Raw genomic sequence first — 19,109 nt, forward strand, 5'->3', positions numbered from 1 at the left:
GTGCGCTGATTCACTGGCTGATACCGGTATTGTGACAGGCTGGCTATGTGCGACAACTGTCATCGGTACGCTGAGATTGTGGTGGCTACGAAGTATTACTTATTCAGCCGTTTGCCGGAGTCACGTTACCTTAGCGGGTCTTACCTGATAACCCCTTCTCAAAGAACGTAAACTGTGACCTCCACGATACGGCAGAAAATCATACTTTTTACGGTGGTGCCTGTCACCGTCATCTATAACCTGCTGTTCGGAATAAATCTGTATCAATCCGTTCAACGTTCGTCGCAGGCGCTTGAGAACCAGATGGCAGAAACGGCATGGCGATATGCCGGTCAATTTGACAACTTCTTGATGGAATCCTCCCAGGTTGCCCGTTCCATTGCCGGTTGTATTGAGATCAGCCCCCGTCTGGATGATGCACATCTATATCGTCTTGTGGCCAACAGTGTGTCGGATAATCCCATGTTGGTCAGCGCCAGCCTGATATTCCTGCCAGATATGAGAGGGGCTGGTCAGCCGCTGTTTGCACCAACAGCCTGGCGAAACAGTGGTTCAGTCCTGTTTCGGGATCGGGGCGGCGATACCGATTTTCGGAACCGGATTAATGCGTGGTTGAACGACAAATCGTACCTGCGGCGGCAGTGGTGCCCACCTGATCAGCATCCCAATCATCCACAACAGGTCTCAACATTTCTGGAGCCCATTTATCGGGATGGACAGCTTCGCGGCATGGTGGCACTGGATGTCAATCTTAACCGATTGAATGATGTATCGTCCTGGAAATCGTCATCTGAGATGGATTTCATGGTGGTTGCCAATGATGGTTCCTATATTTATGCCCCCTATGCCATCTCGCGGGGCGAGACCGTTTTTGATACCGCCAAGCGTCTGAATCATCCGGATTACGTGAAGTTTGCGAATATCATGACCGGCAGTCAGTCTGGCAAGATCCGCCTTAAAATGGGGGATGAGGATCACTGGCTGTTTTACGCACCGGTACGATCGGCAGGGTGGATGTTGGCAGCGTCGGTACCACGTTCCCGGGCACTGGCCGATTTACGTGCACATGCCGTGACCCAAGCGGTAATTCTGCTGATCTCGCTGGTTTTGATTTTTGGTTGTGTCTGGTTTATTTCAGGCCGTATTTCCCGTCCCATCCGGCAACTGGAGCGTGCGGTTCGTCGTGTGGCGTCCGGTGATCTGAATGCCAGTGTGCATATTCCCAACCGGGATGAAACCGGCAGCCTTGCCCGTTATTTTTCAGAAATGACCAGGCAGCTGGCGCTGCGAGAAGAGGCGTTGCGTGCGTCCAAGAACTTTGCCATTGACAGCATTGTGCAGGGCCTGAAAGGGCGCTATTTCTATTTCAGTCATGATCGTGATGGCAATATCACATCAGCGAGCCCTTCGGTGATGGATGTCCTGGGTTTCACGGTGGAAGAGTATTGCCAGCATTTCACTACGCATCAGACCAACAAAAAATCAAACCGTTCCTCATTGACGATTACTGACCAGGTGCTGACCACAGGTCAGGCCAATGGTTATGAAGTGGAGATGTTCGATAGCCAGGGGCGTCGGCGTTACATCGAAGTGTTCAAGGTACCGATGTTTGAGCCGGATGGCAGTATCAGCGGTATTGAAGGTCTGGCCCATGACATCACGGCGCGGGTGAGTGATACGGAAAAATTCCGCGGGCTGCTTGAGTCTGCGCCGGATGCCATGGTCATAACGAATATTGAAGGTCAGATTCTGATCGTCAATGAGCGGGCCGAAACCCTGTTTGAACAGGAGCGGGATGATCTTATCGGTCAGTCTGTCGCTTGTCTTTTCCCGGATCATGATCAGTCCGGCATCTTTCCATTGCTGACAACGCCACTGGAGCAGCGTGCAACGTTGAAAATCAGCCGGGGGCGTGAAGGCGCTTGCCGACGGGCCTCGGGAGAAGAGTTCCCTGTCGAGTATACACTCAGTCCACTGGAAACCTGGGACGGTACGCTCTTTTCGGTGTCAGTGCGGGATATCACGGATCGCAAGCAGGCTGAGGCTGCGTTGCGATTGAGTGAGGCGCGGTTCCGCCGTTTGGTGGAAGGTTTGCAGCAGGAATATTTCTTCTATTCGTTGAATCCGGACGGCAGTTATATCTATGTCACGGATTCCGTGCAGCGAATCCTGGGATATCGTCCTGTGGACTTCATGAAGCATTCCCGCGACTACTTGTACGATGACAAAGAGCGTACCTGGGTACAGGAAAACACTCGGCGAGTCGCCAATGGGCAGATCAGGCCCAGCTATGAAGTCAAGATCTACCGCGGCAACGGGGCGGTCAGTGTACTGGAAGTACTTGAAGTGCCGGCCTTTGGTAGTGACGGCAAGGTTAAGGCCGTAGAAGGTATTGCCAGGGATCGTACCAGCTATAAAAGAGCTGAAGAGGAACTTCGCCGGACTCGCGATGCCGCTGAGGCGGCCAGCCATGCCAAGAGTCTGTTCCTGTCTAACATGAGTCATGAGTTGCGTACCCCGCTCAATGGGGTGCTGGGTTATACGCAGGTGATGTTGCGGGATAAACAGCTGAATCCGCAGCACCGCCGCAGTCTGGTAGCGATAGAAGACTGCGGCCAGCATCTGTTGACCTTGATTAATGACATCCTGGATCTTGCCAAAATTGAGGCGGGTGGTCTTGAAGTGATAACGGAGCCGGTGGATCTGTACCGACTGGTGTTGTCTGTGCACCAGATGCTGTATCAGCGGGCGGAGAACAAAGGCATTCAGTTCAAACTGAATCTTGGCGGCCAGAGAATCAATCATGTTGAGTTTGATCCGGATAGCCTGGAGACGGCGCTTCCCCGTATGATCTGGCTCGACAGTACGCGCCTGCGACAGGTGTTAATCAATTTGGCAGGCAATGCCATTAAATACACCCGATCTGGCCAGGTGTTGTTGTCAGTATCCCTGGAGCGTCAGGGCGATAACCTGGATGAGCGGCTGTGTTTCCGTGTGGAAGACACCGGTATCGGTATCGATAAAGACAGCCTTGAGCTTATCTTTGAGCCTTTCCGCCAGACCGAAGGCGGACGTCAGGCGGGCGGAACAGGGCTTGGATTGGCGATCAGTCGTCGTTTGGTCGAAATCATGGGGGGGCAGATTCGTGTGGAAAGCATCCTGGGGACAGGCAGCTGTTTTTATTTTGATTTGCCGCTGATTCGTTGCAATGACGAAGTGCAGGTTTTAGGGGCAAGCTCTCCATCGGATGAGGGGCTCTGTCGCAAAGTGCTGGCACCGGGGCAGCAAGTGAAAGTGCTGGTGGTGGATGATAATGCCGTTAACCGGGATATTCTGGTGACATTGTTGCAGAGTTCTGGTTTTTCCGTCCGGCAGGCAGAAAACGGACAGGTTGCACTGGATTGTGCGCAGCAGGAGGCCTTTGATGCCATTTTGATGGATTTGCGCATGCCCGTCATGGATGGCTTTGATGCCGCCAATGCCATTCGAAGCCTTGAAGGCACACATGCCCCGGCTATCATTGCTGTCACGGCCAGTGTTTACAGTGAGTTGCGTGAGAAGGTTCACCTGCATGGGTTTACAGACTTTGTGGGTAAACCATTCCGTGCCGATGAGATTTTTGACACCCTGCAGAAGCATCTTGGTCTGCGGTATTGCAGTGACTGTGAATCGTCATCAGCCCTGCCTGATCTCCCAATACTGACGCCCGACATTGCAACAGATTTTGCTAACGCCCTGGAGAATGCGATGGAAATGGGGGATATCGAAGCGATCCGTGGGCTGGCGCATCATTACGCGGCGATGCCTGGTATTGAAGCCTGGGGAGAGCGATTGGACACATTATGCGACAGCTTTGCGGTAGGGCAACTGGAAACGCTGTTGATGAGTCTCCGGCGTCAGGCTCGGGATGTTGCCTGACCACTGGCAGTGAAAAATACGGGTCAAGCTTGGCGTTGGTTGTGAACCGGCGTATGGTGCACGGTTTCGACATGACAGCAGTAAGAGTGGTGGTATGAGGCAGTTAGCGCCAATGTCGGCGGATCACGAGGAAGAAAAAATACTGTTGGTCGATGACAATCCGACCAACCTGCAGGTACTGCTGCAGACGCTCAGTGGGCGCGGCTACAAGTTGTTGATTGCCAAGAATGGTGACAACGCCCTGAATATCGTCCACAAGGTCCGGCCCGCGCTGGTGCTTTTGGATATCATGATGCCGGGTATTGACGGCTATGAAGTCTGCAAGCGCCTGAAGGATGATCCGACGACCTCGGGCGTGACGGTCATTTTCCTTTCCGCACTGGATGATACCCGTGACAAGGTCCGGGGGCTGGAAACCGGTGCGGTGGATTACATTGCCAAGCCGTTCCAGGCCGAGGAAGTGATTGCCCGGGTGGAGACCCACCTCAAGATTCATCGGCTGGAGCAGGCGCTTGCCCGCAGGAACCGCCAGCTGGAGGCTGAGAATGAACATATTCTTGAATCCATGCGGGAAGGGATTGTCGGGATCAATGGACACGGCAAGATTACCTTTGCCAACCCGGCGGCCAGCCGGATCACGGGCTGGGAGGCGGCAGAACTGATTGGCGCTGATGCCCATGGCCTGTTGATGCCCCGTTCTGCGGACGGTGCCATCCGTCCCCGTGAAGAGACCGCGCTTTATACGACACTGTCAGAAAATATCATCCAGACCGTAGAAGACGATGTGTTCTGGCGGCGGGACGAAACCAGCTTTCCTGTGGATTATTCCTGTACGCCGTTTATGCGTGATGGTGAAGCCGATGGTGCGGTAATCGTTTTCCGGGATATCACCGAGAAAAAACGGCATCAAGACGCACTGCAGGATGCGCTGGACGAATTGCAGGAGCAGAAGGACAAACTGATGCATATGTCCCGTTTGAGCAGTATGGGGGAAATGGCCTCCGGATTTGCCCATGAAGTGAACCAGCCGCTGACGGCGATTAATAATTATGCCCAGGTTTGCCAGCGCCTGATGCAGCGTGACCCTATCAATATGGAGTCACTGCGCGATGGGTTGGAAAAAATTGGCGTTCAGGCACGGCGTGCCGGCGATATCATTGCCCGCATCCGCAGTTTTGTGAAAAAGCCGGACCACTGTCTTCAGGTCGTGGACTGTAACCGACTGGTGCAGGATGTCGTTAAGCTTGCGGAAGTGGATGCCCGCCATAATGGCATGGAAATTCACCTTGATTTGGCTGAAGGTCTTCCCGCCATAAAAGTTGATCCGGTACAAATTCAGCAGGTGGCGTTAAATTTGGTCAGAAACGGCATGGAAGCGATGCGGGATATGCCAGAGAAAGACGTGGGTTTATGGGTCAGTACGGAGCGTCAGGATCGTGAATTTGTCCGCGTATCGGTTATTGATCGTGGTTATGGTTTGGCAGACGATGCAGATCACCAACTGTTTACGCCTTTTTATACGACCAAGGATGACGGTATGGGGATTGGGTTATCTGTCTGTCACAGTATCATCCAGACCCATGGCGGAGTGCTGAACTTTATCCGGAATCCGGAGGGGGGAACCACGTTCTGGTTCACGGTTCCGGTGGCAGAACTTTGATCACGGTTACCTGCAAATAAAATCATTCAATTCAGATGCGTCATGGGCAAGGTCTACGCGGTTAAAATAGCAGTATACCTTGCTCCAAAATCAGAAGATTAAGACGCAGTGGTTGGCCACTCACCCAGTCAGTCAGCTATGGCGCTGTCAGGCAGACAAGTTATAATCGCCCGATACCTGAACAACAAAATGAGCAGCTAGGCTCCGGTTGCATACATCAATCGCGGCTGACACTGTCATGATGGAGGCGAACTTGTCCGGAGATGTGAAAGCCTATATGCAGCGTCTGGGGCAGCAGGCCCGTGCTGCGGCGACAGTGGTCGCCAGTGCCGATGCTGGGCAGAAGAATGCTGCGCTGCTGAAAATTGCTGCTGTTCTGGACGCTTCCCGAGCGCAGATCCATCAGGCTAACCAGAAAGATCTGGAGAACGGCCGTCAGAATGGTCTGAATGACGCCATGTTGGACCGGCTGGCGCTGACATCTGACCGTGTTGATAACATGATTGAAGGGCTGAAACAGGTGGCGGCGTTGCCGGATCCTGTGGGTAATATTTCGGATCTGCATTATGTGCCCAGTGGTATCCAGATTGGCAAGATGCGGGTGCCGCTGGGGGTGATTGGCATTATTTATGAATCCCGCCCCAATGTGACTGTGGAAGCAGCGAGCCTGTGCCTTAAATCCGGTAATGCCACTATACTGCGGGGCGGTAGCGAAGCGATTCATTCCAACCAGGCCATTGCGCGATGCATTCGTGAAGGGCTGGAATCTACAGGATTGCCGGTGGATGCCGTGCAGGTGCTTGAGATTACCGATCGTGAGGCGGTGGGTGAACTCATCACCATGCCGGAGTTCGTGGATGTCATTGTTCCCCGTGGCGGTAAGGGGCTGATCGAAAGGATTAGCCGGGATGCCCGGGTGACTGTGATCAAGCATCTTGACGGCATTTGCCACGTTTATATTGATGATCGCGCTGATCCGGACAAGGCCGAACGCATCGCTGTCAATGCCAAGACCCACCGTTATGGCACCTGTAACACGATGGAGACCCTGTTGGTGCACAAGGATATTGCTGGTGGTGTTTTGCCTGTGCTGGCCAATGCCTACGCCGAAAAGGGTGTGGAATTGCGCGGTTGTCCTCGCACCCGATCCATTATCCCTTCCGCGATTGAAGCGACTGAGGAAGACTGGAGTACGGAGTACCTGGCGCCCGTGCTGTCCATCAAGGTGGTTGATCGCATGGAAGATGCGATCACGCATATCAACCATTATGGTTCTCACCACACCGATGCCATTGTGACGGAAGATTTCTCCCGGGCGCGCAAGTTCCTGCGGGAAGTGGATTCCAGTTCTGTTATGGTGAATGCATCCACCCGTTTTGCAGATGGTTTTGAGTATGGGCTGGGCGCTGAAATCGGCATCTCAACCGACAAGATTCATGCGCGTGGCCCTGTCGGTCTGGAAGGGCTGACATCGGAGAAATACGTTGTTCTGGGTGATGGGCACGTTCGGCAGTAAGTGTCAGTCAGCGCGTCAGTACGACGAATTGTCGTATGAATACGGCTTTATGACCTGAGTGTCCCTGATACACTCAGGTCATTTTTCATTCTTCAATCGAGGATTTTGTTGCTTACATGGGTTCTGAACAACTGAGAGATCTGGTGGTTGACGCCATCGAAGAGATGAAAGGCAATGATATCAAGGTGCTGGACGTGCGTGGTCTGACCAGCGTGACCGATTTCATGATTATTGCCTCCGGTACGTCCAACCGTCATGTGAAGTCTCTCGCAGATAACGTGGTGGAACGCTGCAAGGCAAACCAGATTCGTCCGATTGGCGTGGAGGGCGACGACAAGGCTGAGTGGGTTCTGGTTGACCTTGGCGATACCGTGGTGCACCTCATGCTGCCGGCGACCCGCCAGTTCTATGATATCGAACGCCTGTGGGAATCCGCCCCTGAAGCGATTGCGACGCCCTGATGCGTATCCGACTGATTGCCGTCGGCCAGAAGATGCCCGGCTGGGTGACCGAGGGGTATAGCGAATATGCCCGACGTCTGCCGGCCGACTTTTCCCTGGAACTCCGTGAAATCCCGCTGGGTAAACGTACCCGCGGAGCGGATATTGCCCGGATGCAACGCAAGGAAGGCGATCAGATGCTGGCGGCCATTGACTCCCGCGACAAGGTGATTGCCATGGAAGTGAATGGCAAAAACTGGTCGACGGAGAAACTGGCCGACCAGTTGGGCGGCTGGCATGATCTGGGTGAGAATGTCAGTTTGCTGGTGGGTGGACCGGAAGGGATGTTGCCTGAAGTATCGGCCCGCGCGGATCTCCGCTGGTCCCTGTCATCACTGACACTTCCCCACCCCCTGGTACGGGTTCTAATTGCAGAGCAGTTGTACCGGGCATGGAGCATCCTTAATAATCACCCTTATCACCGCTGACAGCTCAGGGATACATGGCGTCTGACACGTTCAAGGATCATTACAGCGAACGCCGCTTGGTCAACTTCCGGCTCTGGCTGTCCGTACTGGTTATGTTGATCATTACCGGGGGGCTGCTGGCGCGCATGTTTTACCTGCAGGTGATGAATTACAGCGATCTGGCCACCCAGTCCGAAGAGAACCGGATTCACCTGCAGGCAGTGCCTCCCATACGCGGACTGATTTATGACACCAAGGGACGTTTGCTGGCTGAAAATCAACCCAGCTACACCCTGACCATTGTCCGTGAACGGGTGAAGGATATCGAGGCCACATTAGAGGCCGTCGGTGAGATCCTGCCATTGTCTGAGAATGAGCTGGAGAAATTCCGGCAGCGTTTGCGGCAACGGCGCCCGTTCGAAGGGGTGCCACTTAAATACCGCCTTTCAGAAGAAGAAATTGCCAAAATTGCGGTTGATCAGTTCAGGCTGCCGGGTGTGGAAGTCGAGGCACAGCTGATCCGTCACTACCCCTACGATGAAGAGTTTGCCCATGCGATCGGTTATGTGGGTCGTATCAATGATCGGGAGCTGGCCACCTTGGACCCGGCGTTGTATAGCGGCACCCATGTTATTGGCAAAACCGGGGTGGAAAAATATTACGAGTCTGCACTGCTTGGTAAGCCGGGTTACCAGGAGGTGGAAACCAATGCCCGTGGTCGCATTCTGCGGGTGTTGAAACGGGTGGATCCGGAGCCGGGGAAAGATCTGCAGCTGTACCTTGATCTTGATCTGCAGGCGGCTGCGAGCAAAGCCCTGGCGGGTAAACGGGGTTCTGTCGTTGCGATTGATCCAAATACTGGTGGCGTGCTGGCTCTGGTCAGTACACCTTCCTTTGACCCCAATCCTTTTGTGACGGGAATCGATTACAAAAGCTATAGCGAATTGCGGGACAGCATTCATCGTCCTCTTTATAACCGTGCGACGTTGGGTGAGTATCCGCCAGCATCAACGATCAAGCCCTTCATGGGGCTGGCGGCACTGGACAGCAAAGCCGTTGATCGTCGTTTTAAAGTCAATGATCCCGGTTACTTCCAGCTGCCCGGTGATGATCATAAATACCGTAACTGGAAGCGGCAGGGGCACGGTGTTGTGGATCTGCATCGATCTATTGTGGTCTCTAACGATACCTACTTCTACACCGTTGCGGTCAAGATGGGGATAGATACGATTCACGACTACATGGTCCGCTTTGGGTTTGGTGATCGTACGGGGTTGGATATCGCATCTGAAAGACCCGGTTTGATGCCTTCGCCGGAATGGAAGCGTCGCGCCCGTGGGCGTCCCTGGTATCCGGGAGAAACCGTAATCAGTGGTATAGGTCAGGGTTATATGCTGACAACACCATTGCAGTTGGCGGCTGCGACCAGTGTGATCGCCAACCGAGGGCTGGTGCACCAACCTCGCCTGGCCAAGCCCAGTCCCGATGAGAAACTGTCGGAGCCTGATGTGATTCAGGATCGTTCGGCCAAGGAGTGGGATGCGATCATTGATGCCATGACAGACGTGGTGGCCTCTCCCCGAGGTACGGCTTACTGGCGTATTGGGCGACATCTGAAATATTCCATGGCCGGTAAAACCGGTACCGCCCAGGTGGTCGGTATTGCCCAAGGAGAAAAGTATGACGCCGAACAGCTCGAAGAGTTTCAGCGTGATCATGGCCTTTTCATCGGTTTTGCACCTGTTGAAAACCCGCAGATCGCTGTCGCGGTTGTGGTAGAAAACGATTCGTCCTTGGCCTCAACCGTGGCAAAAAAAGTCATGGATGCCTACTTGTTGCCTCGTCAGGGTAAGCAGGCAGACAAGTCGTCGGCGAAGCTGGCGGCAAGGGAGGGGAATGGATGAGCCGTGATTTTATCCGTCAGTTGGATGATAACCATGACCTGCGTCGTACCCAGTCGGTATGGAATCGTCTCTGTTTGGATCCTGTGCTTCTGCTGATGTTGCTGTTGTTTTGCGCGGCAGGGTTGTTTGTTCTGTATAGCGCGAATGGTCGTGATATGGCCATGATCATGCGACAGTCGACTTACCTCGCGATAGGCTTCGTTGTGATGGCGGTTGTCGCCCAGGTACCCCAGCGGTTGATGCAGCGTCTGACACCTTATGCGTATGGGGCTGCGGTAGTCTTGCTTGTTGGTGTGCTGATCATTGGTATTGAGTCTAAGGGAGCACAGCGCTGGATTAGCCTCCCGGGATTCCGGTTTCAGCCGTCTGAAATCCTTAAACTGGTCATGCCGTTGACTATTGCTGGGTGGTTGAGTCGCCATCCTTTACCTCCGGGGTATAAGGAAATTGGTGTCAGCCTGTTAATGATTGGTATTCCCGTTGTGCTGATCTTGGAGCAGCCTGATCTGGGAACCGCGTTGTTGATTGCTGTTTCAGGTATTTTTGTTCTGCTTCTGGCGGGACTGCGCTGGCGCATCATCGGTACGGCGGTGTTGCTGGCGATACCGGCGATCTGGGCGATGTGGCACTTTGTTATGCATGGCTATCAGAAGCAGCGGGTATTAACGTTTCTTAATCCGGAAAGTGATCCGTGGGGTTCTGGCTGGAATATCATTCAATCGAAAATCGCGATTGGTTCAGGCGGCCTCTACGGGAAAGGTTGGCTGCTGGGTACTCAGTCGCACCTCGACTTTCTGCCTGAAAGTCATACCGACTTTATTATTGCTGTTCTTGCTGAAGAGTTTGGGCTGCTCGGTGTGGCAGTCTTACTGGCAGCTTATGCGCTGATTATCGGTCGTGGTATTTATATTGCGATGAATGCCCAGACGCTCTATGGAAGGCTGATCGCAGGCAGTATTACGCTGACGTTTTTTGTGTACGTCTTCGTGAATATCGGTATGGTGAGCGGACTCCTTCCGGTGGTCGGTGTGCCGCTGCCGCTGGTCAGTCGTGGCGGCACCTCGATTGTGACACTGATGGCAGGCTTCGGTGTTTTGATGTCAGTGCATACACACAAGAACTTCCTTGGTAGATATACTTGATCCTTTCAATATGACTGGAAACATTTCAGGCGTTCTGCTGACAAAATCCTGAACGCCTGCAACATCTTGTAATATTTCTCCCTCTCTGATGACGATACAATGTCATGAGATTCCGTCGTTTGAGATTCGAAAAGAAGAATAGCGATTGATCCAGGTATGGTGAGCCTTACCGGAAAAACACAGTAGCCAGAGGGCTGGTATAGAGTGTTATTCTTGTAGAAGTTACTGCTTCCGCCGACAGGTATTGTCAATATCGGCGGCAGTTTTGATGGCCAGGAGCGCCAGGAGTGATTGTATGAAATCGTTGCTGTCACGGGGCTTATCCCTGACTGTGAAGTATCTTTCCCAGCCGTTGTCGGTGGCCATGGAGCACCGTATTCGCACATGGCTGGTTGGCAGTGTGTTGGTCAGCAGTAGTGTGGTGATGCCTGTACAGGCTGCCGGTATTGCCGGTCAGCCGGAAGTGAAGCTGTTTATTGATGAACTCGTCAGGGAAGAGGGGTTTGACCAGCAGGAGCTGGAATCCCTGTTCAATCAGGTGGAGAGTCAGGACCGTATTATTGAACTGATGGAACGTCCGGCGGAACGTAGCCTGGAGTGGTGGGAGTATCGTAACCGCTTTATCAGTGATCTTGTGGTTCAGCGTGGCGTCGAATTCTGGAAGAAGAACCAGAAAACCCTGGAAAATGCTGAAAAAACCTACGGCGTACCTGCTTACGTCATTTTGGGGATATTGGGTGTGGAAACCCACTATGGGCGATTCCGTGGGGGGTTCCGGGTGGTAGATGCTTTGTCGACACTGGGCTTTAATTATCCTCGGCGCGCCACCTATTTTCAGGGGCAGCTGAAAGCTTTCCTGATCCTGTCGCGGGAACAGGGCTTTGATCCGTTATCGCTGACAGGTTCCTATGCCGGTGCGATGGGCATTCCCCAGTTCATGCCATCCAGCTACCGGGAGTATGCAGTTGATTTTGATGGCAGTGGTCAGGCTGACATCTGGGATTCTCCGGCGGATGCAATTGGCAGTATTGCCTCCTACCTGAGCCGGCACGGTTGGGCGGAAGGCAAGCCTGTGGCGACTCAGGCCAAGGTCAAAGGCAAGCAGTTCAGTGACATTCTGGAGGATAATCCCAAGCCTTCCATGCTGATGAGTCGGGCGAAAGAAGCCGGTTGGACAGCCCAGAAGGATGTACCATCCTCTGCGAAGGTTCGCGGCTTGAAGCTTCAAGGTAAGGACGCGCCAGAGTACTGGCTGACGCTGGACAACTTCTATGTCATTACTCGATATAATCGAAGTAACCTCTACGCAATGGCCGTTTATCAGCTGGGCAGGCAGGTGCAGTCTCAGTATCAGGCGCAGTTGCAGGATCAAACGCAGGATAAGTTGCAGGCAAAGGCTGATACCACACCATGATGTGTATGCAGTGCAGTTCAATGGGACGTATTGAACAACGCGCCAGCACGGGCGCCGTAACAGGGAAACCATGGATGGTGTTGGCAGGGATGATTCTGATGGTCATGGCGGGGTGTTCAGCGCCGCCTATGGTGCGTGATGGCGCACCGTCACAGAGTGTGGATGTCAGCCAGATACCGGATGCTGTGCCTCAGCCGCATAACGGGCCTTTGAAGAACTCCCCTTATCAGTTGGCAGGTGTGTCTTACCAGCCCTTGGCGTCTGCAGCGGGTTTTCGGCAGGAAGGGATTGCTTCCTGGTATGGTACCAAGTTCCATGGCCGCAAAACTGCGAATGGTGAAACTTACAATATGTATGCGATGACAGCGGCCCACAAGACCCTGCCTCTGCCATCCTATGTACGGGTCACCAACAAAGCGAATGGTCGCAATGTTGTGTTGCGGGTCAATGACCGTGGTCCATTCCATGGTAACAGGGTGATTGATCTTTCCTATGCTGCTGCCAAGAAGCTGGGTTTTCAGAATAAAGGCACGGCCAATGTCGTGATTGAAGCGATTGACACGACCCAGCCTATGCGACAGGTCGCTCAGGCTCCTGGAGCAGGGGATAGTGAAAAAACGGCTGCGTTGACACCGTTATCGATTTATCTTCAGGTGGCGGCACTCAGCACCCGGACGGGCGCGGAAGCCCTGCAGAAGCGGTTACAGCAGGTCATCACGCAGCCTGTGCAAGTGACTCAGGTGGATGATGAGACCGATGCACTGTACCGTGTCAGGGTTGGGCCTCTGCCCAATCGCAATGATGCGCTGAAGGTGGGTGATCTTCTGGCAGAAGCCAGTCTTGAGCGCGGTCACCTGGTGTTTGAGTAATCTCCAATACCGAATATCGCACATATTCTTAGGGTTCCGACAAGCGAGTAGTCTTCGGCGACAGAAGGTTGATGTCTGGCACTATTTACTGAACTTTACTGCAATAGTCGGTTATGTCGTATTAAAGCGGGCTTGACCTGTTGTTATAATGCCCGGCTATTCATCCGCAGTTATCTACAGCGAACAATATGAAACACCTGATCTCATTGCACTTTCTACGGAAAGGACAGGTATTTTCAGCCTGTATGGCTGTCATGGCCCTGTTGACCTTCTCCAGTGTGGCCCAGGCGCTGCCGGCCGGCCTGATTCCTTCTCCCCCTCAAGTGGCGGCGGATGGTTATATCCTGGTGGATGCCGCCAGTGGTGAAGTACTGGCGGAGAAAAATGCGGATCAGAAGCTGCCTCCCGCCAGCCTGACCAAGATGATGACCGCCTATGTGGTGGAAACCGAGTTGGCCAACGGCAATATCGGTCGTGACGACCAGGTCACCGTCAGCGAGAAAGCCTGGCGCATGAAAGGCTCACTGATGTTTATTGAAGTGGGTGAAAAGGTTTCCGTGTCTGATCTGCTGAAAGGCGTCATCATTGTTTCTGGTAACGATGCCAGCGTGGCTCTGGCGGAATACGTGGCCGGCAGTGAAGATGGTTTTGCCCAGCTGATGAACTCCACCGCTGAGCAGTTTGGCATGACCAATACCCATTTTGTGAATGCGTCTGGCTGGCCGGCTGAGAACCATTACAGTTCTGCCCGGGACCTGGCGGTTCTGGCGCGTCACATGATCAATGATCATCCCGAGTACTACCCGATTTATGCGGAAAAAGAGTTTCAGTACGGTGTGGATAAGCGTACAGGTAAGCCACTGAATCCGCAGGCTAATCGGAATACCCTGCTGTTCACCAACCCGAACGTGGATGGCATCAAGACTGGCCATTCGGATGAAGCCGGCTATTGTCTGGTAGCGTCTTCCGAGCGTGAAGGTCGCCGTTTGATTGCTGTCGTGATGGGGACCCGGAGCGAGCGCAGCCGGGCCAATGAAACCCAGAAACTGCTGACCTACGGCTTCCGTTTCTTCGACAATGTTGACGTCAAGAAAGGCGGTGTGACCCTGGAGCAGGTACGTGTCTGGAAAGGTGCTCAGGATGAGCTGGCCGTAGGTCTGGAAAAAGACCTTGTGATCACGGTACCCCGTGGCAAGGACAAGCAGGTTCAGGCCAGTATGCTGATTGATCAGGATATCATGGCACCTGTTGCCGCTGGCCAGAAGGTCGGTACGGTGAAAGTCACACTGGATGACGAAGTGATTTCCGAAGTGCCCCTGATCGCACTGGAGCCTGTCGAGGAAGGCGGTTTCTTCAAGCGTCTCTGGGACGGTATTCTTCGCTTCTTTGCTGGCCTGTTCAGTTAATGTTGAGTCAGGCTCTGTCACTGCCGTAACCTGTTGTTAACAGGTTACGGCAGTATTGCTTTTAGCTGGATTGAATCGTTGTTATGTCTGATGTCTACCTGAATGGTGAAATGCTTCCGCTGGAAAAGGCACAGATTTCCGTGCTTGACCGTGGCTTTCTGTTCGGGGATGGCGTGTATGAAGTCATTCCTGTATTTCATGGGCATCCTCTGCGTCTTGAGAAACACATGGAGCGACTGAATGCCAGTCTGGCAGCCATCCAGTTACCTGTGGAAATAACGATTACTGAATGGCGTTCTATTTTTGATCAGCTGCTCAGCCGCAACCCGGGGCAGCATCAGGCGCTATACCTCCAGATTTCACGGGGAAGTTATGCTTCCCGTCAGCATGGATTTCCGACTGAAACCCGGCCGACGGTGTTTGTGATGACAATGCCGCTTGCGCCACGCATCAATGACTCACTGGACGACGTGAAGGGCGGTACGGCTATCACGGCGCCAGACCAGCGCTGGCAGCGTTGTGATATCAAGAGCACGTCTCTGCTGAGCAATGTCATGCATCACCAGCTGGCGTTGAACAGCGGTGCCACTGAAGCGATTCTGGTGGATGCTGAGGGAAGGGTAACGGAAGGCTCATCCAGCAATGTCTTCATCGTGCGCGATGGGACGATTATCACACCGCCCAGAAGTCATAAGATCTTGAGTGGTATTACCCGGGCACTGGTGCTGGAGTTGGTGGTCAATGATGGCACCTATCCTTGTGAAGAACGGGATGTGTCTGTTAACGAACTCACAACTGCGGATGAAATCTGGATCACCAGTTCCAGCAAAGAAATTCTGCCGATTATCGAATTGAATGGTATCCCGGTTGGTAAGGGCAAGCCAGGAGGCGTCTGGCGCCATGTGGCTGGCCTTTACCAGACCTATAAAGCTGGCTAGTGGAAAAACGCCAAGGTTCGTTTTTCCGGATGCCTGCGAGGTAAATGATTGATGTCTACTGAAGAACAGAAAGCCCCCAAAATTGAGTTTCCCTGTGCTTACCCTCTCAAGATTGTGGGTAATGCCGCACCGGATCTGAAAGCATTCGTGCTGCAGGTCATCAAGAAGCATGATCCGTCCCATGACGGCAGTGCGACCCTGCGTGACAGCAAGAACGGGAATTATCAGGCGATCAACGTCACCATTACAGCGACGGGTGAAGATCAGCTCCAAGCCATTTTTGAAGAGTTGAAGGCCAGCGGCCGGATACAGATGGTGCTGTAATAAAACAATGACAGAACCTTTGCCCTGCCATGAACCTGTTAATGAGCCGGAACGGCTGATTATCCGCCAGCTCGGTATTCAGCCCTATGAACCGGTCTGGAAGGCCATGGCGGCCTATACGGATAGTCGAGATCGTCAGTGCAGTGATGAGATCTGGCTCCTTGAACATCAGCCGGTCTTTACCCAGGGTCAGGCAGGTAAAGCCGAGCATGTGTTGAATCCCGGCGATATTCCGATTGTTCAGGTCGACCGGGGCGGGCAGGTGACTTATCACGGCCCAGGGCAATTGGTGGCTTACTTGTTGCTGGATATCCGTCGGTTAAGTTTGGGGGCAAGGGCGCTGGTCACGCATATTGAGAATGCCATCATCGAGACGCTGAAGGAGTACGGTGTTACTTCTTCTGCCAAGCCGGATGCACCGGGCGTTTATGTCGATAACGCCAAGATTGCGTCTCTCGGGCTAAGAATCCGACGAGGATGCTCTTTTCACGGGCTGGCATTGAATATCAATGGGGACCTGTCACCGTTTCTACGCATCAACCCCTGTGGGTATGCCGGTTTAGCCATGACCCGGCTGGCAGATTATGACAACAGTGCGGACTGTGCGTCCGCCGGTGAACGATTGACGCACCATCTGGTGCAGGGCCTTGGTTATACTGAGATTGAGACCCGACAAAGCTGGGACTAAGCGAAATGACAAGCGCATCATCCAATCCCGCCAGCGCCGCGGGAGCCACCGACGCCACGAAAAAACGTCGGCTTGAGCCGGGAGTGAAATACCGGGGGGCGGACAAGGTTGACCGGATTCCGGTCAAGGTTATCCCGACAGCCAAGGAAGACATGCCGCGCAAGCCGGACTGGCTGCGTGTCCGTATTCCGGCTTCCCCGGAAGTGGAGCGCATCAAGAAGCTTCTGCGCAAGCATGCCCTGCACACGGTCTGTGAGGAAGCGTCCTGCCCGAACCTGGGTGAGTGTTTCCATGGTGGCACCGCGACCTTCATGATCATGGGGGATATCTGTACCCGCCGTTGTCCGTTCTGCGATGTGGGCCATGGTCGACCCAAGCCGCTGGATGAAGGTGAGCCGGCACACCTGGCCCAGGCGATTGCCGATATGCGTCTGAAATACGTCGTTATCACCTCGGTGGATCGTGATGACCTGCGTGATGGCGGTGCCGGGCATTTTGCCAGCTGCATCCAGGAAATCCGTGATCGTTCCAGTGAGGTTGAGATTGAAATCCTGGTGCCTGACTTCCGGGGACGTATGGAGGTTGCTCTGGATATCCTCAGCGAAACACCGCCGGATATCTTCAACCATAACCTGGAAACCGCGCCAGCACTGTACAAGATGGCCCGGCCGGGATCGGATTATCAGTGGTCACTGGATCTGCTGAAGCAGTACAAGGCCCGTAACCCGTCAGTACCGACCAAATCCGGTTTGATGCTGGGGCTTGGGGAGACCAATGAGCAGGTTATCGAGGTTATGGAGGATATGAGAGCCCACGATATTGAAATGATCACCCTGGGCCAGTACCTGCAACCTTCCCGCCATCACCTGCCGGTCAAGCGCTTTGTGCATCCGGATGAATTTGCTGAGCTGGCAGACACCGCGAAAAAACTGGGCTTCAGTAAGGTGGCTTCAGGCGCTCTCGTGCGCTCTTCCTATCATGCGGATGAACAGGCCAAGGGTGACTTTTTAGTCTGATTCATTCAATAAAAAAAATGCCAGTATCGACAGTATTGATACTGGCATTTTTATTTTTCACAGTTCTACGGCTTCTATTTCCTACTCAATGGCGAATATACGATTAAGGTGTTCTCTTCGTGCACACAGCGCTCCCGTCATGGTCACCGAGAACAACGGTTTTTTCTAGAGTGACAATGTAGCATGCTGTCTCTCCCGGACTGAAATCCCGTTCTGGATAAAGGGTGATCGCTGGCATAGAGCCATCCGTTAGGGACAGGGTTAAGGAGAGCATCCCGTAATTGGGTCTCCCTCCCGCACAAATAACAAAAGGATATACAAGGGTTTTTGAATAATTCCCGAATAATCTTGAGTCGGTTCTAAAGTAAGCATCTACACCATAAGTACCGTAAGCCTCCTTACATACCAAGTAATCGCCTCGCCATCCTGCTGGAGGAGGTGCTGTCGGTGGTGTAACCGGTGGTGCTGTCGGTGGTGTAACCGGCGGTGCTGTCGGTGGTGTAACTGGCGGTGCTGTCGGTGGTGTAACCGGCGGTGCTGTCGGTGGCGTAACCGGAGGTGCTGTCGGTGGCGTAACCGGAGGTGCTGTCGGTGGCGTAACCGGCGGTACTGTCGGTGGCAAAACGGAAGGCGGTGAGCTTGGTCCTGGTGGTGCTATCGGGCCTGTTGGTGGCCTAAATGGCGGAGGGATTTTCGGTGGCGCGGTGGCAACCTGAATACCTCCGCCATTGGAGGGCGTAGAGGGCGGAGCAGCCACTGGCGTGGGCAGGCTGGATATATCGGTCAGGCAGCCATTGCCGCCACATTCATCCCATGACATTTCACCACCCACAATGTTACCCAGCAGTGAAAAGACCTGTTGCTCCGGCTCATCAGGAAAGACCTCGGGCTTGATGTAGATATTAATTCGCACTGAATTGGGGCCGGTTCTGACCGTTTCCATTTTTTCGACGACGTCCATGTTCTGACCGGCAAAGCTACGCATTTCGCTTGGGGGGAGTGTGCGTTTTGTTGCAACATGCGTTTCAATGGATTGGCGGACGGTATGGGCCAGTTGTGCGGCCTCAGTGAGTCGGGCGCGTGTAGAATAATCTCGGTAGGTATTAATGGCATAGCCGGCCATAATAGCGACAATACAAACGATCACCATTATCTCAATCAGTGTGTAACCTCTGTAACTGCCGGTGTTATTAATCACGATGCCGATGCCGATGCCGATGCCGACTTGTTTTCCGATTATTTATTTGGATAGAAACAACGCCATTTTTTTGACGGCACTTCCCCTTGGCGAACATTTTAATCTTTATGTATTGGTTGGTTTTAATAATTCTATCTAATACCCCATACGATTATTTTATCGGAGTATTTTCTTGATACTCCAATGCTCAACGGTGAGTCTGACAGATT

General features: G+C 53.3%; 15 protein-coding genes. 14 read left to right on the forward strand and 1 reads right to left on the reverse strand.

Annotated elements, in window-relative coordinates; translation table 11 throughout:
• The first annotated feature begins 174 nt into the window (after window positions 1-174).
• The 14 genes from ABD892_RS22410 to lipA all read left to right on the forward strand — a co-directional run bounded on the left by ABD892_RS22410 (window position 175) and on the right by lipA (window position 17,702).
• Window positions 175-3,918 carry a PAS domain S-box protein gene (locus ABD892_RS22410; protein WP_345198426.1) on the forward strand — a complete coding sequence of 1,248 codons (3,744 nt, stop codon included), beginning with the start codon at window positions 175-177 and terminating at the stop codon, window positions 3,916-3,918.
• Window positions 3,919-4,030: 112 nt separating this feature from the next.
• Window positions 4,031-5,578: an ATP-binding response regulator gene (locus ABD892_RS22415; RefSeq protein WP_345198428.1), complete on the forward strand. Its 1,548-nt coding sequence runs from the start codon at window positions 4,031-4,033 to the stop codon at window positions 5,576-5,578.
• Window positions 5,579-5,855: 277 nt separating this feature from the next.
• Window positions 5,856-7,094, forward strand: a complete 1,239-nt coding sequence (locus ABD892_RS22420) for a glutamate-5-semialdehyde dehydrogenase (protein WP_345198455.1) — start codon at window positions 5,856-5,858, stop codon at window positions 7,092-7,094.
• A gap of 116 nt (window positions 7,095-7,210) precedes the next feature.
• Complete coding sequence (gene rsfS, locus ABD892_RS22425; protein WP_345198429.1) at window positions 7,211-7,555, forward strand: ribosome silencing factor; 345 nt, start codon at window positions 7,211-7,213, stop codon at window positions 7,553-7,555.
• Window positions 7,555-8,022: a 23S rRNA (pseudouridine(1915)-N(3))-methyltransferase RlmH gene (gene rlmH / locus ABD892_RS22430; RefSeq protein ID WP_345198430.1), complete on the forward strand. Its 468-nt coding sequence runs from the start codon at window positions 7,555-7,557 to the stop codon at window positions 8,020-8,022. The genes rsfS and rlmH overlap by 1 nt, the downstream gene beginning before the upstream one ends.
• 14 nt (window positions 8,023-8,036) lie before the next feature.
• Window positions 8,037-9,905, forward strand: coding sequence for a penicillin-binding protein 2 (mrdA, locus tag ABD892_RS22435; protein ID WP_345198431.1), 1,869 nt, complete (start codon window positions 8,037-8,039; stop codon window positions 9,903-9,905).
• On the forward strand, window positions 9,902-11,047 hold the full coding sequence (gene rodA, locus ABD892_RS22440) for a rod shape-determining protein RodA (protein ID WP_345198434.1): 1,146 nt from the start codon (window positions 9,902-9,904) through the stop codon (window positions 11,045-11,047). The genes mrdA and rodA overlap by 4 nt, the downstream gene beginning before the upstream one ends.
• A gap of 295 nt (window positions 11,048-11,342) precedes the next feature.
• Window positions 11,343-12,461 (forward strand): lytic murein transglycosylase B, encoded by a 1,119-nt coding sequence (mltB, locus tag ABD892_RS22445; RefSeq protein WP_345198435.1) that lies wholly within the window; start codon window positions 11,343-11,345, stop codon window positions 12,459-12,461.
• A 5-nt stretch (window positions 12,462-12,466) separates the two neighbouring features.
• Complete coding sequence (locus ABD892_RS22450) at window positions 12,467-13,330, forward strand: septal ring lytic transglycosylase RlpA family protein (RefSeq protein WP_345198437.1); 864 nt, start codon at window positions 12,467-12,469, stop codon at window positions 13,328-13,330.
• A 245-nt stretch (window positions 13,331-13,575) separates the two neighbouring features.
• Window positions 13,576-14,736, forward strand: coding sequence for a D-alanyl-D-alanine carboxypeptidase family protein (locus tag ABD892_RS22455; RefSeq protein WP_345198439.1), 1,161 nt, complete (start codon window positions 13,576-13,578; stop codon window positions 14,734-14,736).
• A gap of 83 nt (window positions 14,737-14,819) precedes the next feature.
• Window positions 14,820-15,674 carry a D-amino acid aminotransferase gene (locus ABD892_RS22460; RefSeq protein WP_345198442.1) on the forward strand — a complete coding sequence of 285 codons (855 nt, stop codon included), beginning with the start codon at window positions 14,820-14,822 and terminating at the stop codon, window positions 15,672-15,674.
• A 51-nt stretch (window positions 15,675-15,725) separates the two neighbouring features.
• On the forward strand, window positions 15,726-15,998 hold the full coding sequence (locus tag ABD892_RS22465) for an HP0495 family protein (RefSeq protein WP_345198444.1): 273 nt from the start codon (window positions 15,726-15,728) through the stop codon (window positions 15,996-15,998).
• Between the two features lie 7 nt (window positions 15,999-16,005).
• Entirely contained in the window at window positions 16,006-16,686 is a 681-nt protein-coding gene (gene lipB / locus ABD892_RS22470; protein WP_345198445.1) for a lipoyl(octanoyl) transferase LipB, read from the forward strand.
• Between the two features lie 5 nt (window positions 16,687-16,691).
• Window positions 16,692-17,702, forward strand: a complete 1,011-nt coding sequence (lipA, locus tag ABD892_RS22475) for a lipoyl synthase (RefSeq protein WP_345198446.1) — start codon at window positions 16,692-16,694, stop codon at window positions 17,700-17,702.
• A gap of 103 nt (window positions 17,703-17,805) precedes the next feature.
• Here lipA and ABD892_RS22480 read toward each other — a convergent pair whose 3' ends face one another.
• Complete coding sequence (locus ABD892_RS22480) at window positions 17,806-18,900, reverse strand: pilin (RefSeq protein ID WP_345198447.1); 1,095 nt, start codon at window positions 18,898-18,900, stop codon at window positions 17,806-17,808.
• Window positions 18,901-19,109 lie beyond the last annotated feature (209 nt).

It is taken from the genome of Kistimonas scapharcae, from assembly GCF_039540975.1.
Classification (GTDB): domain Bacteria; phylum Pseudomonadota; class Gammaproteobacteria; order Pseudomonadales; family Endozoicomonadaceae; genus Kistimonas; species Kistimonas scapharcae.

Bases quoted from the DNA above. Each gene is read 5' to 3' on its own strand.
- ABD892_RS22415 (WP_345198428.1), top strand. From the start codon at position 4,031: ATGTCGGCGGATCACGAGGAAGAAAAAATACTGTTGGTCGATGACAAT.
- ABD892_RS22420 (WP_345198455.1), top strand. From the start codon at position 5,856: ATGCAGCGTCTGGGGCAGCAGGCCCGTGCTGCGGCGACAGTGGTCGCC.
- rsfS (WP_345198429.1), top strand. From the start codon at position 7,211: ATGGGTTCTGAACAACTGAGAGATCTGGTGGTTGACGCCATCGAAGAG.
- rlmH (WP_345198430.1), top strand. From the start codon at position 7,555: ATGCGTATCCGACTGATTGCCGTCGGCCAGAAGATGCCCGGCTGGGTG.
- mrdA (WP_345198431.1), top strand. From the start codon at position 8,037: ATGGCGTCTGACACGTTCAAGGATCATTACAGCGAACGCCGCTTGGTC.
- rodA (WP_345198434.1), top strand. From the start codon at position 9,902: ATGAGCCGTGATTTTATCCGTCAGTTGGATGATAACCATGACCTGCGT.
- mltB (WP_345198435.1), top strand. From the start codon at position 11,343: ATGAAATCGTTGCTGTCACGGGGCTTATCCCTGACTGTGAAGTATCTT.
- ABD892_RS22450 (WP_345198437.1), top strand. From the start codon at position 12,467: ATGCAGTGCAGTTCAATGGGACGTATTGAACAACGCGCCAGCACGGGC.
- ABD892_RS22455 (WP_345198439.1), top strand. From the start codon at position 13,576: ATGGCTGTCATGGCCCTGTTGACCTTCTCCAGTGTGGCCCAGGCGCTG.
- ABD892_RS22460 (WP_345198442.1), top strand. From the start codon at position 14,820: ATGTCTGATGTCTACCTGAATGGTGAAATGCTTCCGCTGGAAAAGGCA.
- ABD892_RS22465 (WP_345198444.1), top strand. From the start codon at position 15,726: ATGTCTACTGAAGAACAGAAAGCCCCCAAAATTGAGTTTCCCTGTGCT.
- lipB (WP_345198445.1), top strand. From the start codon at position 16,006: ATGACAGAACCTTTGCCCTGCCATGAACCTGTTAATGAGCCGGAACGG.
- lipA (WP_345198446.1), top strand. From the start codon at position 16,692: ATGACAAGCGCATCATCCAATCCCGCCAGCGCCGCGGGAGCCACCGAC.